Raw genomic sequence first — 17,762 nt, 5'->3', positions numbered from 1 at the left:
GCGTCATGACCAGGGCAGTGGCGGGGCGGCGGGTCAACGAGCAAGGCACCAACAACCCAGGCACCAACGGCGGTTCAGGCACGCAGGCAGATCATCCCCTGCCCGTTGCCGACTGGTGGCGCCCCCGACACCCCTACCGGGGGTTCAGGCGCGGTGGCAAGGCGCGCTGGCAACGCCGTCAGGCGGGGATGGGGCAATCGGCTCGATCGGCTCACCATGGCCTGGAACCCCTGGAGCCCCGCTTCCTGCTCAATGGCGAACTCTCCTCGCTGGTGGGTTCCGGGGCCTTCGGCGACATGGCCTTCGATGCCGCCGAGGGTTTCCTCGCCTTCGGCAACAAGCTCGACGATATCATCTCCACCCTGGACGAGGAGTTCGCCGGCCTGCCGGGGATGCTGGCCACCACCTATACCGTCGAGGATGGCGAGGTGGTCGACAGTGAGACACGCCCGCCGAAGATCGCCGACCTGCTGGGTCAATCTTCGGTAGATCCCGACACTCAAGAAGTCGCAGCGCCGGGGCTGGATTTCACCAAGACAGCATTCGATTCAGCCGACTACACCCCCGAGGAACTGGAAGACTACCTCGTCGACCTGGCCAAGCGCGCCGACTATCTCTATGGCCAGGCATCAGGCGATCTCGGTGGGTTTGGAGGTCAGTGGATCGGGCCCGGGGAAAGCACGGTCATTGCCACCCTGGACCTGGATGGTGACGGCTTCGCCAGCTGGCGCGAGGCCTACGACGTGCTCTTCGTCGGCGCCCTGCTCTCGGTGCTGGATGACTATGCCGCCAGCAACCAGGCAGAAGGCGATATCGACGCTGTCGCCGATGCCCTCGATGAGCGCGTGGGTGCCATCGCCGCGCCCAACAAGGTATTTGATTTAATATCTCTTGAGCCTAACCAGTTCACGTCCAGCGCCGTATACGGAGACCTGCTGAGCCTGACTGGCGGCTTCACCTTCGATCTGCTCAGCGACGCAGACGAAAACACCTTCTACGAGCTCGGCTTCTCCGGCAGCCTGGTGTTCGGCTTCCAGCATACCTTCCAGCTCGACTTCGGCATCGTCGCCGACCAGCTGGGCATGGAGGCTCTGACAGAGCGATTCACCAGTGGCGGCAGCCTGACGCCATCGGATACCCCGGTCCAGCCCGAGATCGACCTCTCTGCTGACCTGGATATCCCCCTGGCCTTCTCCTTCTACCTGCCGGAAGTTGATACCAGCCCCGACCTGGCCCCCTTTCAGGAGAGTTTCGGCCTGCGGGCCGGCACTTTTGTCGACGACGCTCCCATCCAGATGACGCTGTCGTCGAATGAGGATCTGGCCGGACTGTTCGTCAATGCCGGCTTCCTTGGGCTTCAGGCCACGGGTGGCAGCACCTTCACCCTGGATATCGTCCAGGAGGTGGAGGTCACTCCGGACAGCCTGCCGGCCACCCTGGGCTTCGCCGCCGACCTGCCGCTGGTAAGCACCGATGGCGTATTGACCGCGGTCGACGCGGTCAGCGATTTCGACCACCCCGTGGAGTTCGAGCTGGCCTTTTTCCTGAGCGGTGATGCCGGCACCGAACCGCTGGCGGTCATCGTGGCGCCCGCCGAGAGTGGCGATGTGAAGGCCGCCGTGGAGAGCGCGCTGTTGGAGGCCGGGCTGGCGGAGCTGGTCGAGGTGGTGCTCGACGAGGAGGATCGGCTCTCCCTGTCGCTGGTGGCTGACAACACCGGCGCGGAGGGCATCAACCTGCGTCTCGACGGGGATGACCTGCTGATTGACATCGCGGCGGAAGATGGCCTGTTGACCGATGACCTGACCGCCGCCTTCCTGCTGGCGGTGGGAGCGGCACTTCCCCAGCGCGCCACTATCAACGCTGAGGAGGGCGACAGCCTCGATGACCTGATCGATGCGCTCAACGGCCAGCTGGAGGGCGTCACCGTCTCCAAGGTCATGGACGAGATGCCGGACCCTGAAGACGAGAACGAGACGATCGAGGTCTATACCGGTCAGCTGAGGATCTCGGTGACCGGCGTTGACCCCGAGCCCCTGCGGCTCGTCGAGAACTTCTCCATCGACGCCGATGGCGTGGTGCGCCTCGATGAGCTGACCACCAAGAGTGCCAACGAACTCTTCACCCTTCCCCCGGCCAACGATGCATCCTTTGATTTCGATCTGACCCTGACAGTGATCCCCGGCCTCGAGCGGACAACCGGTGACTGGGACGAGATCAGGATCGAGTTCGGTGGCGAGGACATCCTGTCATTGACCGAAGCGTCCCTGGTGCAGGACCGCTCCGGCAACTGGCGCATGGACTACAGCGCCGAGATGGATGCCGATCATCGCGGCGTGCTCGAAACCGGCCTGACCCAGGAAGTGGTCGACTTCAACCAGGTCAGCGCCAACAGCGTACTGGGCATGCTCGGCCAGCTGCGTGCCTGGGCCGATCGCGTGGCGGATTCCGCCTACCTGGGCAACCTCGATATCCCCTTCGCCGACCTGGTGCTCGGCGAGGTCCTGGGTTTCAACGACCTGATCCAGGAAGCCCTGCTCTTCGACCAGATCGGCGAGGAGGCGGGCAATACCCTGAACCAGATCAGCCGCCTGATCGCTCAGGTCGAGAATAGCGATGGCAGCATCGAGACCCTGGTGCCCTTTACCAATGTGCAGGAGCTCAGGGCACGGCTGGCTGCACTGGGCCTGCTGGATACCACCGAGTTCACGGACGGCACCCTGCAGTTCTCGGAAGACGGGACGGCGGTCATCTGGTACGACCCCGCGGCCTCGGGCGCCCATGACCCGAACAATGCCAAGCTGCTGCTACCGCTGACGCTTTCGCGGCTCGAAAGCCGTGTCAGCAGCGCCGAGTCCCCGGTGGACTTCCTGCAGCGCCTCTCCGAGGAGGAGGGCGGCAATACCAGCCTGCTCGGCCCGCTGGAGCTGACCTTCAGCGCCTCCACCATCGAGCTGGCCGTCTCCGAGAGCATGAACGTCACCCTGGGTATCCTGCTCGGGGAGGGGGGTAACCTCGACACCAACCCGGATCTGGCGGAACTGGGCGTCACCCCCATGGACGACCTGGCGGTCACCGGCGGCGGCGAGGTGCAGACCGTTCAGGGCAGGCTCTCGGCGGACGCCTCCTTCCAGCTCCGCGTCGATGGCGGTGCCTGGGAAACCATCACCGTGACCAGGCTCGCCACCAGCACCAATACCACCGCCCAGGATCTGGCCGACGATATCAATGAGCAGCTGCCCGGCGTGATCTCGGCAGAGGTCCAGAACGGCCGTATCGTGCTGGTGGCCGCTGACGGCGTGTCCTCCTTCGATGTCAATGTCCAGCAGACCAACACCGCCTTCAGCGAGATCGGCCTTGCCTCCAGTCGTGCCTCCAATGTGGCGGTGGCCCTGGCCACCCAGGCGGACTACGAACTGGACGGTGATGGCGCCGTCACCATCGTCCTCAACGGGGATGACGCCAACCCGATCGAGCTGGAGCTGCCGGCAGAGGTGACCACGGGCAATCGCACCCTAAGCGACCTGGTCAGTGACCTCAACGCCCTGCTCGTGGCGGAAGGTGAAGACGGTCGCCTGGTCTTCACCCGCAGCGGCAACGAGCTGATCCTGGGCAGCATCTCGGAAGGGGGGCACTATCTCGAGGTCAGCTTCGATGCCCAGTTCGCCAACCTCTTCGGGGCGGCGGGTGGCACAACGGCCGAGACCGGCCTGCTGCTCCAGGGCGGCGGTGAGATCGCCAGCCAGTACGGTCGGATCAGCACTGATGCCAGCACCATCGTCATCGGCTACAACGCCGACGATACCGTCCAGATCGGCATCACCGAGTCCGAAACCGCCGAGCTACGCTCCATCGCCGAGCTGGTAGAGCTGCTCAATCAGAAGCTTGACGATGCCCCCGGTGACTTTGATGGCGAGATCGAGTTTGTCGCCCTGGGTGCCAAGCGTCTGGGCATCAAGGCGCTGGATGACGCGGTCACCGAGATCACCATCACCGGCGCCGAAGCGCTGGGTTTCGCCGATGGCGACAGCATCGATGACTCCCTGCGGCTGAGTGCCGCCCAGGCCGTGACCCAGTATTTCGGCCCGAGCGAGACGGCCACGTTCACCATCGCCTACGATCCTGGCAGCGGCGTGCAGACTGCCGATATCACCCTGACACCCGACGAGATTCTCAAGGCGCGGACCCTCTATGACCTGCAGCGCGTGCTGCAGGACAAGGTAGATGAGGCCTTCGCTGATGAAGATTTGGGAGCCCGCCCCATCGTGGTGGGTATCGATAGTGGCCGGCTGACCTTCACGGCCAGCGAGGCCTCGGGCATTACCAGCTTCGGCATTACGACTGCTGAAACCGATGCCGGTGACCAGGCACGCGACTGGCTGGGGTTGGTCGAGATCGAGGCTGGCTTCGGCAACCTGGAGGCCAACACCGACGACCTGCTGATCCGGACCCGCTCCGGCGAGATCTTTACCGTCGACCTGACGGGCGTGACGGATATCGATGGTGCCATCAATGCCATCAATAAAGCGTCGGGTGCGACTTCAGATTCAGAAGGTGTCTATGGGGACGATGGAAGCGTATACGTAACGATATCCGCTGATAACGCCAGCCTGGTGCTCAAGGACAATACCTCCGGCGACCACGACTTCGAGGTCGAGACCCTCAACGGCTCTCGCACGGCCCGCCAGCTGGGCATCTTCTCTGCCGGCAGCGCGGAGCGCCAGGCTGATGTCGGCGACGACACCATCCTGGGCGATCGCATCGGCAGCCTCGGGCTGAGTGATCGCATGTCCATCGAGCATGACGGTCGCGACCTGCTTGAAGCAGAACTGACCTTGACCCTACCCGATTTTTCCGCCGAGGCGCGCCTGGGCTTTATCGGCGTAGGGCTGGAAGCCGGCACGCCGAAATTGACCGCCAGCTTCTCGCTGGGCCTGGCGGAGCCGGGTGAGGATGCCAGCGGTTACAGCCTCCGCCAGCTTCTCGATGCCGTGCGGGAACGCGACATCACGGCACTCGGTGATTTCCTTGATGCGCCTGACATTGATGTCACTGCCGGTGATATCGCCTTCGATGTCGCTGTGCTGGGTGAAGCAGGAACGGCCGTGGCGGGACTCGGTCTTGCCGATGGCGAGATCGTGGTTCGCCTGGTGGACTTCGGGGACATTGTCGCCGGGGAGTTTGCCCTGCCGACAATCGAGATCGGAAAGTATGAGATTCCTGGTGACCCGACCTCCTCATTTACTTCCTTCAACAGCTTCGAGGAGGCCTTGCAGGCCGTTCTGGGCGACCTGGGCAGCTTCGCTGCGCTGGATTTCTCCACCTTCGGCGCGGCGCTGGAAAGCCTGCGTGGCATCGTCGACGGCTTCTCCGATATCGGCTTCCTCAGCGAGGAGATCCCCATCCTGGGGGTCAGCATCCTCGACATGGTGGGCATCGCGGACGACTTCGCTGCCGGCATCGAGGAGGTCCTGGCCAATCCGGTCGCTACCATCCAGGAGCTGGAAGGCCGTCTTACCGAGGCGCTGGGGCTTCCCGATGGCGCCATCGGCCTGGCCCTGGATCTGGTGGAGGGCAACCAGAACCTGATCTTCGATATCGACTTCTCGAGAAGCTTCAACGAGCCGATCAATATTGAGCTGGATCTGATTGGGCTGGTAGGCACGGAATTCTTTAGTGATATCGAAGGCTTTGAACTTGACGCCTTTGGTCTTTACGGCGCTGCGGGCCTGGCGGTCAGCGGCGCCATCGATGCCAGGCTCAGCTTCGGCATCGACCTGACAACGCTCATCGATGAAGACGGCGACCCGATACTCGATGGCGACGGCAATCCTGCCCCGACCGTCAACCTGCTCTACGGCGATGGGCGCACCAACCTCTCGGGCAACCTGCGCGCCACCGGCGACAACCTCACTTTCAATGCCGCCCTGGGGCCATTGGGGGCCTCGGTACGCGATGGTACGGCGCTGATCGATTTCAGCTTTGCCCTGTTCGAGGGTGGAGATTTCAATCCTCTGGAACTCTTCGGTGCCGATGGCGCCAACACAGGATTCCTCGATGCTTTCGAGGCTGATTTCAATCCGCAGCTTGCTGGCACCGCAGCAACCACGCTGCCGGTCTACTTCCCCACCAGCTCCAGCTATCTGGGCGATATCCTGCTGGGGGCGGGGTTGTCGCTGGATGGAAGCGGCGAGCTGACGCTGGCGGGCACTGTCGGCGGGGGAGCCGACGTACTGGCCTTCAGCGACGGCTTCTTCGACGCCCTGGACTTCGAGAGCTTCGATATCTTCTCCAGCCTGCCGCTGATGATCGACGGCTTCGACCTCTTCCTGGCCAACCTGCAGTCGCTTCTCCAGGGTCAGGTGCTGGGCGTGGATATCCCCTTCCTCGGCGACAGCCTCGCCGACGGCGCCACGGTGATCGAGGACTTCCGCCAGGACTTCGTCGATCCCTTCCGCGAGCAGGTGGCGGAGGCGCCTCAACGCGGCCTGGAGATCGTCCAGGACCTGCTGTTCCGCTCGCTCTGGTCGACCACGGTACTCGTCAAGCTGGATGAGTCGGCGCCCGATGCCTTCTCTGGACTGAGCCTCGAGCAGCTGTTCGACCCCACCGCTACCGGCTGGATCGATATCGGTGATCTCGGCGGCGTCCTGAGTGATGCCTACGGCGCCAATATCGGTCACTACATCAATGCCGAGATGACAGCCGATGGTGTCCAGTGGAACTTCGTGCTGGGCGGCTCCTGGAGTCCCGATGTCGCCTTCGACTTCGACCTGGGCTTCCCCGCCCTGGGCCTGGACCTGGACGTGGACCCCGAGATCATCCTCGAGTGGAGCCTGGGCCTGGGCTTCGGCCTGAGCACCCAGCAGGGGGCCTACTTCGATGTGGGCCGTGTCGACTACACGATCGACGGGGAGGGGGTAACGGCGGGCGTCTCGGCGGGCGATGAGATCGCCGAGTTCCAGGCCAGGGCCCAACTGGCATTCAATGGCGGTGATACGTTAACCGGCCGGCTGGGTTTCCTGGAACTTGAGGTAGTGACATTCGGTTATGAAAAGGATGGCGACAGTGTCGTCAGGGCGTTTGATCAAGATGGCAATATGGTGGGCAGCGCCTTTATCGACGGTGAGCTTTACGGCACCGGCGCCTTTGCCGACTTCCAGGTCGACCTGGTCAACACCTCCGGCGGTAACCGACTCGCCTTCTTCGAACTGGGCCAGCTCGATGCCCAGGTGACCCTGGAGGCGGGCGCTCGACTCGATGTCCAGGGAACCGTCCAGTTCAACGACGATATCCTGCCGTCGGGTACCATCGCGCCGCTGCTGCCCAGCATCCAGACAGACTTCGTCTTCGACTGGGGCAATACCGCAGCCGGCAGCGACACCCCGTTGATCGATGCCAGTTTCGCCTCGGGGCTGAACTTCAACTTTGCCGACTCCCTCAACGAGATCGCCTTCAACGATGTGCGGCTCAACGTCGGCTCCTTCCTCACCGACCTGCTGGGGCCCATCGTCGGCCAGATCCAGCAGATCACCGGCCCGCTGGAGCCGATCATCGACGTGCTGACCACGCCGATTCCGGTGATATCCGATCTCGCCGGCAAGCCGATCACCCTGGTCGATCTGGCCGCCACCTTCGGCGAGTTCAACCCGGGCTTCATCTATGCCATCGCCGACATCATCAAGCTGGCCAACGATATCGGAGGCCTCGATGGAGAGGATGCCTATATTCCCATCGGCAGCTTCACGGTCTTCACGAGTGGTGGAACGATAAGTGCGGATAACCTTGCCAATGGCAGCTTTGACCTGGCAGGGGCCGCCGATGGCATCCTCCCTGATGATCTGGATATCAATACCATCCTGGATGGCCTGGATAGCCTGGGCAGTGATTCGCAAGCGGCCAGCACGACCCGGTCGCTGACCAGCGGCTTCGGCGAGGGCGGTGGTTTCGACTTCCCGATCCTGAACGACCCGGCACAGATCTTCGGGCTGCTGGTGGGCCGGCCGGCGGTGCTGGTCACCTATGACATGCCGCCCTTCGTCCTCGACTTCGAGTACCAGCAGAGCTTCCCGGTCTATGGCCCCATCTTCGCCGTGATCACCGTGGGGCTGGGCATGCAGATCGACCTGGCCTTCGGCTATGACACCTACGGTTTCCAGACCTTCGCCGATGGCAACTTCGAGAACCCCCTCGACCTGCTCGGGGGCTTCTACATCAGCGACCGCGAGAACCCGGATGGCAGCGGCGCCGATGTGCCCGAGCTGATCCTGACCGGCGAGGTCTTCGCCGGTGCCGAGGTGAACCTGGGGATCGGCAGTGCCGGGGTGGAAGGCGGGATCATTCTCACGGTCAACTTCGACCTCTACGACCCGGATCGTGACGGGCGCGTGCGGCTCAGCGAACTTCTCAGCGTCATCGAATTCGAGGCGCGTACCGGTAGCCCGCTGCTGGCACCCATCGCCATCTTCGATATCTCGGGCGACATCGCCGCCCAGCTGCGCGCCTACATCAAGATATTGACCAGCAAGTTTACCGTCGATATCACCCCGCCGATCGTGCTCTTCGAATTCGAGATTCCCTTCGACCGTGAACCCATCCTGGCCACCGAGTCCGGCGATACGCTGATCCTCAATATCGGGGACTCGTCCCACCTTCGCCTGGAAGGCGATACCCGTGATATCGGCGAGCATATCATCGTCGAGCAGACGGGGGCGGACTCGGTCAAGGTCTGGTCGGACCAGTTCGGGGTTCCGGTAAATGCGGCCCAGACCTACAGCGGGATCAGCAGGATCCTGGTGCGCGGTGGTGAGGGGGCTGACACGATCGACCTCAGCCGCGTCTGGGATATCGATGCCGAGATCCATGGGGGAGAAGGCAACGACAAGATCTACCTCGGCGGCGGCAACGATCTGGTCTACGGTGGCCTGGGCAACGATGTCATCGATGCCACCCAGAACAGCGGGGGAGGCAACAACATCATCTTCGGAGGCCGGGGTGACGATATCATCCATGGAGGAAGTGGCGATGACCTGATCTTCGGCGGCACGGGGACACTGCGTCAGGTGGATGTCGAGGTCGAGGGAGGCACGGAAGACGGGCTACGCATAAACGCCTCCGCATCCCGTGACGACGGCAACAACCGCATCACGACGGGAAATGGCAACAACCTGGTCTTCGGCGGCGGGGGCGATGACATCATCATCGGCGGCGATCATGCCGATATCCTCTTCGGTGATGGCGGCCAGGTCACGGTCACCAGGAGTTCGCCATGGACACTGCACTCCGTGCAGTATGTCGACCTGGGCGCTGGCGGCAACGATCGTATCTTCGGTGGCGATGGCGATGACATCATCTATGGCGGCCCCGGTGACGACATCCTCAAGGGCGGCAAGGGCAACGATACGATCTTCGGCGGCAAGGGCTTCGATATCCTCTTCGGCGATGGCTCGGCCTTCGGCATCGACGATACCCTGGCGGACGATCAGGACTTCGACTTCGATGGCGATACCCTGAAGGCCATCCAGTGGGCCTTCGATGGCGACTACGAGCATGGCAACAACACCCTGGACGGCGGGACCGAGGACGATCTGCTGTTTGGTGGCTTCGGCGACAGCACCATCAACGGGGGCAGGGGCGGCGACACCATCTTCGGCGATGGGGGCCGTGTCGAATACACGACCGCAGGCCTCGCCATCCGCATCCACTCCCTGGTCGATGACGCGGAGACCGATCCGGTCAGCGGCACTAATACCCTGCTGGGCGGCGGCGAGGGCGGCAACATCATCTTCGGCGGCGCCGGGGTGGATACCATCCTGGGCGGCGGTGGCCCGGACCTGGTCTTCGGCGGCGCCGGCGATGACGTCATCGATGGCGGTGACGGCCCCGACATGCTGTTCGGCGACAGTGGCCTGGTGGCCTATCGGAACTTCGGCGGGGAGGGCGTGCATCGCCTGATCGGTGACGATGAGCTTCCTGACGACATCAATGCCCTCTTCGATGACAGTGAAGACGATAGCTTCGACCACAACCGTGCCACGATCGACCTGATCCTTGCCCTGCCCAATGACATCAACGGCGATGACACCATCGTTGGTGGCGCCGGTGACGACATCATCATCGGGGGCGGTGGCGATGACCATCTCTATGGCGACTGGGAGGTCGATCCCGACAACCTGCCGGAGAGTGCGCCCCAGGGTAACGACATCCTCATCGGCGACTGGGGGCGTATCGATTTCGCTGACCGCCGCGTCACCTCCATCAGGAGCCTGTTCGCCGATGACGGTTCGGGCGGCAACGATACGCTCTACGGGAATGGCGGCAACGATGTGCTGATCGGTGGTTCCGGTGACGACACGCTCCACGGGGTCAACGGCGGCAGCCTGAACGCCTCCGGTGACGGCTATATGCCCGCTGTCGTCAAGGTGATCACCGGCTTTGACCAGGAGACCGGTGCGCCGGTCTTCGATAACGCAACGGGGGATGACATCCTGGTCGGCGACAACGCCCTGCTGACCTTCGCCCCGGCCGTGGGTCTGCACGACCAAGGCGCCGCCCTGGTGACCTTCGGTGGTTATCTCACCCGAGTGGAAACCACCGACACCAGGAATGCGACCGGTGGCGTCGATACCCTCTTCGGCGACCTGGGCAGCAACGTGCTGATCGGCGGCGCCCAGGGCGACGACATCCACGGTGCCGATGGCGACGATATCATCCTGGGTGATAACGGTGTCGTTACCTTCGGCACCCAGTCGGTCGATGGCGAGTCCTTCGTCTATCTCGATCGCGTCGAGAGTGTCGTGACCGAGGATGATGATACCGTCGGCTTCGTCGGGGGCGTCGATACCATCCTCGGCTTCAAGGGCGACGATATCATCCTCGGCGGCATCGCGGGTGACACCATCGATGGCAATGAAGGCGACGATATCCTGCTGGGCGACAACGGCCTGGTCGAGCTGATCTCCTCCTGGGAGGTGAATACCGATGCCCCCGGCGCCCGATTCTTCCTGGCCGGGGTGGTCGAGCGCATCGTCACCACCGATACCGAGAATGCCAGCGGCGGGGTGGATACCCTCAGGGGCGGTGAAGGCAACGATATCCTCCTCGGCGGTGCCGAGGGCGACGTCCTCTACGGCAACCTGGATGTCCTGCTGACGGGTGACCAGGTCGTCGGCGACAACCTGATCCTCGGCGACAACGGCGAGCTGGTCTTCGATACCGGCAATCCCGACTGGATCCATCTCTCCCTGGTGCGCAGCCTGCTGGGCGGCGATGGTGTGGCCGACCCGGATGTCTTCGTTGGCGGTGCGGATGAGATCTACGCCGGCGACGGCGACGATATCGTCATCGGCGGCCTGGCGGGTGATGAGATCCATGGCCAGGCCGGTGATGACGTGCTGCTGGGCGACAACGGCCGGGTGGAGCTGGTGTCTGCCGAGGCATTGACTGCCGGGCCTGGCGTACTGCCCTACCTGGGGGGTGCCGTCTCTCGGATCGTCACGACCGATACAGAGAATGCCAGCGGTGGCGAAGACACCATCTTCGGCGGCGAAGGCAGCGATATCATTCTGGGTGGCGCCGAGGGCGATGTCCTCTATGGCAATCTGGATGGCGCTCCGCCGGATGACCAGGCCGTTGGCAATAACCTTATTCTCGGTGATAACGGTGAGCTCCGGTTCAATACCGGCAACCCTGCGCATGTGTACCTCGAATTCGTCCAGAGCTGGCTGGGGGGCACGGCCTTCGACGGCTCACTGCTCGACAAGCCTGCTGATGCCAGCGACTTCGTCGGCGGCGCCGACCTTATCTATGCCGGCGACGGTGACGATATCGTCCTCGGTGGCCTGGCCGGCGACGAGATTCATGGCCAGGATGGTGACGATATTCTGCTGGGGGATAACGGTGAGCTGGACTTCGTCTCTGGAGATTCAGTGAATGGCGAAGTCGAGATTCTGGGTGGAGTGCTCACCCGCCTGGAAAGCACCGATGATCACGAGGACGAAGGGGGCCAGGACCTGATTCTGGGCGGCACCGGTGACGATATCGTGCTGGGTGGTGTCGAGGGCGATCTGCTGTTCGGCGAGGCGGGCGACGACCTCCTCCTGGGTGATCAGGGCCGACTGGTCTGGGGTTATACAGGTAACGAGGATGCAGGCGATGCGGCCATCGCCTCCATCGAGGCCTATCTCGAGGGCCTTCACGCCAACCCCTTCGCGGCGACTGGCTTCCTGACCCTGGACCTGATCACCACCACCAATCCGACCCTGGGTGGCCGCGACCTGATCGACGGTGGGGAAGGCGATGACGTGATGTTCGGCGGCACCGACAGCGACATCATGTTTGGAGGCGATGGCAACGACCTGATGTTCGGTGACCATGGCCGCCTCTACCCTCAGCTGACCACTTATCGCGATGAAGATGGCACCGTCCTCGGGCATTCGCGGAACTTCTTCGCCATCGATACCGGTGCTGAGGATGGCGGCGCCGGCGACCTGATGTTCGGCGGCGACGGCGACGACATCATGCTCGGCCAGCAGGGCAACGACGTGATCTTCGGCGGGTCCGGCGACGATGACATGATCGGCGGCCATAACGTCGAGGGTGGCATCGATGCCCTCGATGGTGACACCGCGGCAATCGATTTGCTTTGGGAGACGTTGGGGGCCGATGCCAGGGTTCGCATCGACTCCTTCAACGACATCATGGACGGTGGCAGCGGCAGCGACGTGATGCTGGGTGACAATGGCACCATCTGGCGCACTCAGGAGACCACCAGCCAGCGGCATTTCCAGCTGACGGGTGACGCGATCTACGCCATGCCGGCCGTCGGTACCGAGGCCTCCACCGCCAGCGGCTACCCGGTGCTCAACCTGGATACTGAAAATGGCCAGGGCACGGACCCCAACTGGTCCTTCGGGCGCACCATCACGCTGCTGGATCAATCCCATGCTATCCAGGATGCCGGTGGTGAGAACCGCCCCTACGGCGACGACCTGATGGCTGGCGGGGCCGACGGCGACATGCTGTTCGGCGGCCTGGGAGACGACGTGATCCAGGGCGATGGCAGCATCGAGATCCTGGGCGACTTCGAGCTTGCCACCTTGCTGGGCCAGTGGGGCCTCACCCTTACCGGCTGGCAGCCGACTACCGATACCAGACTGGATGATCTCGTCGCCGGTGAAACCGGGCTGGAGAAGGTCGATATCGACCCGCTGCGCGATAGCGGCGAAGCCGGCCCCCATTCCTTTGATGTCGACGTGAACGAGGGGGTCACGCCGATTCTCTCGCTTCGCTTCAACGTCATCGAGCGTGCCGGCGACGGCGACGACTATATCGAGGGCAATGGCGGCAGCGACCTGCTCTACGGCGGCCTGGGCCAGGACGACATCATCGGCGGCAGCTCCTCGCTGTTCGGTCTGGATGATGACGACCCAATCCAGGCTGCCAACTTGCGCCCCGATGGCGGCGACGAGATCTATGGTGGCGCCGGCGAACGCCTGGGCCGCAACGAGTTCGTGGGCACCGATGACGACCTCATCGACTGGCAGGATCGCCATGGCCGCGATGCCGATGTGATCCTGGGTGATAACGCCAATATCTATCGCCTGGTCGGCGCCGATGGCCTGCCGCTGAGCTACAACTTCGATACCACCCGCCACCTGAGCGCCGGCGAGTTCTTCCAGGCCCGCCAGTTCGCTCCCGGCACGGGTGCGGAGGCCATCGAGAGTGCCTGGTACGCGCTCGATGACAATGGCAACCCGAGCTGGATCCTGATCCAGCCGCGGGCCTTCGAGCTGCTCGACTACCAGGCCGGCGTGGGCGAGACCCGCGAGGGCAACAGCGGTGACGACCTGATCCATGGCGAATCCGGGGATGACCTGATCCACGGCATGGCCGGCCACGATGCCATCTTCGGTGGCAGCGAGGATGACTGGATCACCGGCGGCACCGGCAGCGACTGGATCAGCGGCGGCACCGGCGATGATGGCGTGATCGGCGACGACGGGCTGATCCTGCCCAGCCGCAACGGCCAGGCCGAGCCGCTGTTCGGCATCGAGGCCCTGACCGAGCTCGACAAGGTCATCAGCACGCCGGGCAATATTCAGCAGGCGGTGATCAACCAGAGCCACGAGCTCAAGCTGGCCGTGCGCCTCTTCGCCTTCACCCAGGGTGGCAACGACATCATCTTCGGCGGCCTGGGCAACGACTGGCTGCACGGTGGTGCCGGCGACGATGCCATCTCCGGCGCCGAGGCGCTGCCGGGCTACTACGACGGCAGCCTCAACTGGTTGTTGATTGCCCAGCAGGAGCTCTGGAGCGAAGAGAACACGGCTTACCAGCCGTGGTATGCCGATCGGGCGCCGATCAATCCCGGCGATATCCTGCAGTACGAGGGGCGTCGTCCCGGCACCGGAGAGTTCTCGCTCTACGACGAGCACGACCCCTGGCGGCGCATCATGCTGGGCAGCGACGGCGACTGGGTGAAGAACGCCGAGTGGGTCGATGCCGAAGCTGCACTGGGGATCCTGGAGGCTGATGGTTCCCTCCCAGGTGATGCCGCCGACTATCTCGACCTGCTTGTCACTCGAGTGGTCGGTGGTGAGACCGAGTACCTGATCGGGCTTAACGATGACGATGAGCAGGTGGTGATGTTCGACTTCCTGCTCAACTTCGATCCCACCGAAGGCCCCATCGACAGTCGCTTCGGCGAGGGGCTGACAACCGATGGCGACGACCGCCTCTTCGGCGACCTGGGCAACGACTGGCTGGTCGGCGGCAGTGGCCGTGACCACATGTATGGCGGCCGCGGCGATGACCTGATCAACATGGACGATGATCATGGCTCCAACTTCCACACCGACAACCCCCTGGCCAACAACCTGCCGGATGCGTACCAGTCCTACGCCGACATCGCCTTCGGCGGCGCCGGGCGCGACCGCCTGATCCTCAACACCGGGGCCGACCGGGCCATCGACTGGGTGGGCGAGTACAACAGCTATGTGGTGCCCTTCAGCCCCTTCGGGGCCTTCCACATCAGCCGCTCGCTGCAGCCGCAACTCCCGGAGTTCCTCTATGAGCTCTCCGCGAGCGACGGGGCGGACCAGTGGGCACCGGATCATGATCGCCATGCCGATGACCAGGGGAACGATCGGCGCATCGCCGACCTGGACGATGCCCGCAACTACGAGCCCTATGGCGAACTGGGGCTGGTGCTGCAGAAGGACGCCGACTGGCAAGAACAGACCGGCGCCCCGGACGACCCGCAGCCCGGCAACTTCCAGGGCAAGCGCGAGATCATGCGTCGCGAGCTGTTCCTCGGGGATGGCGTCGATGCCCTTGGGAGCAGCGCCTTCGCCGTGGAGTCCGGTGGCTGGACCATGGGCGGAGGGCTCTATTCCACCTCTGCCGGTACCGAAGGGGGAGCGATAAGCATCCTGCACATGCAGGACCAGCTGCCCAACTACCTAGAGATCCTGGTGGATGTCAGTGCGGAGCGGCCCAAGGCCGGCGTCAAGTCCAACGCCTATATCCTCTTCGACTACCAGGACAGCGACGACTTCAAGTTCGCCGGGATCGACATCAGCACCAACAAGCTGGTGATCGGCCAGCGGATCGGTGACGAGTGGCGCGTCCTTTCCGAGACCAACCTGCAGATGCGCGGTGGTCAGACCTATGACCTCGGGCTGATCCTCAACGGCAACCTGGCGACCCTGGTCGTCGATGGCCGGCACGAGATTCGCCACGCCTTCGGTGCGGACCTGCTCAGCGATGGCTACCTGGCCCTGGGCTCCGACAACGCGGTCAGCCACTTTGCCAACTACCAGGTGCAGAGCCTGCCGCCCCTGACCACCTACGAGGCGATATGGGGATTCGAGGGGAACGCCCACGGCCTGCAGGAGAGTGTCGGTGACTGGCTGCTGCAGGATGGCGTGCTGACCGGTTCGGCGACCGGCGCGCCGGCCATGCTGTTCGGTGATCTACCGCTGGGCGTCGCCCCCTACGCCGATCTGGAACTCGAGGCACGGCTGATGGCCGAGGGGCGCTCGGGCTTCGTCTACGACTACCACGGCGTCGACGACTACAAGTTCGCCCTGCTCGATGTCGAGGCCGGCCAGCTGCTGCTGGGCTACGTGACCGCCAAGGGCACACAGATCAGCACCACCCTGGACGTGACCCTGGCCGAGGGCGAAGCCTACGACCTCAAGCTGACGCTGACCGGGGGCCAGGTCACCGCGGCATTGAAGCCGGCCAGCAGTGGTGAGGGTGCCGACGCTGCCTGGCAGCTTCTGGGCCATGTCTACTACAGCCAGCTCAACGCCGGCGACTGGGGGCTGATGGTCGAGTCGGGCACCAGTGCCGCGTGGCAGCTTCTGGGCCATGTCTACTACAGCCAGCTCAACGCCGGCGACTGGGGGCTGATGGTCGAGTCGGGCACCAGTGCCGCGTTCGAGCACTTCATGGCCCGCACCAACGATGTCGCCTATCTGGATGCGGATGAGGCCCTGACGGCGGCTCGCCCCGCCCTGGGCGCCGTGGAGGCCGGGTCGGGGCCGACCGAGGCGGAGCTCGAGGCGATGATGGCCGAGGCATGGCATCGCCTGAAAGCCGTGCATGGCGACCACCTGCCGGACGAGATGCCGGCGATCGACCTCGAGGTGGTCGACCTGGGTGGGCTGCGCCTGGCTCAGGTGGTCCAGGGGCGAATCCTGATCGACGCCCAGGCGGCGGGCCATGGCTGGTTTATCGATGCCACGCCGGATGCCGACGAGGAATTCACCCTCGGCTCCGACGGCAGCCTGCATGCGGCACAGGGCAGCGATGCCCAGGGCCACATCGACCTACTGACCGTGCTGATGCATGAGCTCGGCCACCTGGCGGGGCTGACCCATGGCGATGGTGCCTTGATGGCCGAGTCGCTGGAGCCGGGACTGCGGCTGCTGCCGATGATGTCCGAGACGGGGGATGGCGGGGAGGTCGAGGCGCCAGAGAACGCGCCTGCCGAGCCGCCCCGCGACCAGGGCAGTGGCAAGGGGCTGGCGCTGGGGCATGAGCTGCTGCTGTTCGATCTGAGGAGTGGTGCGCTGCGTGGCGACAGCGGCATGACCGACACGCCGCCGGTGGAGGCGCCGGCGAGGAGCCTTTCCGACCGCGCCAGGCAGGCAGCGGCGGAGCGAGCCATGGAAGAGGATCCCGTGGGTGAAGACGGCGACATGGACGGATTCGAGTTCGATACGTTGAATTCGCTGGCACTGTCGAAGCCGCTGTCGCTGATCGGAAAATTCGGTTCTCGACTACGCTGAACGTGAGCCGACGGTAACGCTCTGTGACCGTCGGTAGAGGCGCCAAACAGCGGCTGACCATGGGATGTCGGTCGCCACACGAGGTGAAACAGAATGGAGAACACCATGACTGATACTCCGAACGAGGCGCAGGGTGCGCCGAACGGTGCCGATCCCAAGTCATCCACGCCGAAGGTGGTGTGGGACGACTCGGCGATGAACATGTCCTACGCCAACGTGGTGAACGTCACCAGCACGCGCGAGGAGGTGACGCTGTTCTTCGGGACCAACCAGACGTGGAACGCCAGGGAGTCGGAGTTCAAGGTCAAGCTGCACGACCGCATCATCGTCAGTCCCTTCGCTGCCAAGCGACTACTCACCCTGCTGAGTGCGGTGGTCGGCGAGTACGAGAAGCGCTATGGCAAGCTGGACATCGCGGATCCCCGGGAGGGTCGACCCGGTGGCCAGTAGGTCGGCCAATCGACG

Annotated in this window: 2 protein-coding genes; both read left to right on the top strand. The window is 63.9% G+C overall.

From position 1 onward, the window contains the following. The first annotated feature begins 5 nt into the window (after nt 1–5). Nucleotides 6–17,297, top strand: coding sequence for a hypothetical protein (locus tag BDK63_RS18490; RefSeq protein WP_183329692.1), 17,292 nt, complete (start codon nt 6–8; stop codon nt 17,295–17,297). Nucleotides 17,298–17,402: 105 nt separating this feature from the next. After that, nucleotides 17,403–17,747: a DUF3467 domain-containing protein gene (locus tag BDK63_RS02205; RefSeq protein WP_183329691.1), complete on the top strand. Its 345-nt coding sequence runs from the start codon at nt 17,403–17,405 to the stop codon at nt 17,745–17,747. Nucleotides 17,748–17,762 lie beyond the last annotated feature (15 nt).

The organism is Halomonas campaniensis, assembly GCF_014193375.1.
In the GTDB taxonomy this organism is placed as follows: domain Bacteria; phylum Pseudomonadota; class Gammaproteobacteria; order Pseudomonadales; family Halomonadaceae; genus Halomonas; species Halomonas campaniensis.
This window is presented reverse-complemented; position numbering and strand designations above follow the sequence as displayed.

Bases quoted from the DNA above. Each gene is read 5' to 3' on its own strand.
- BDK63_RS18490 (WP_183329692.1), top strand. From the start codon at position 6: ATGACCAGGGCAGTGGCGGGGCGGCGGGTCAACGAGCAAGGCACCAAC.
- BDK63_RS02205 (WP_183329691.1), top strand. From the start codon at position 17,403: ATGACTGATACTCCGAACGAGGCGCAGGGTGCGCCGAACGGTGCCGAT.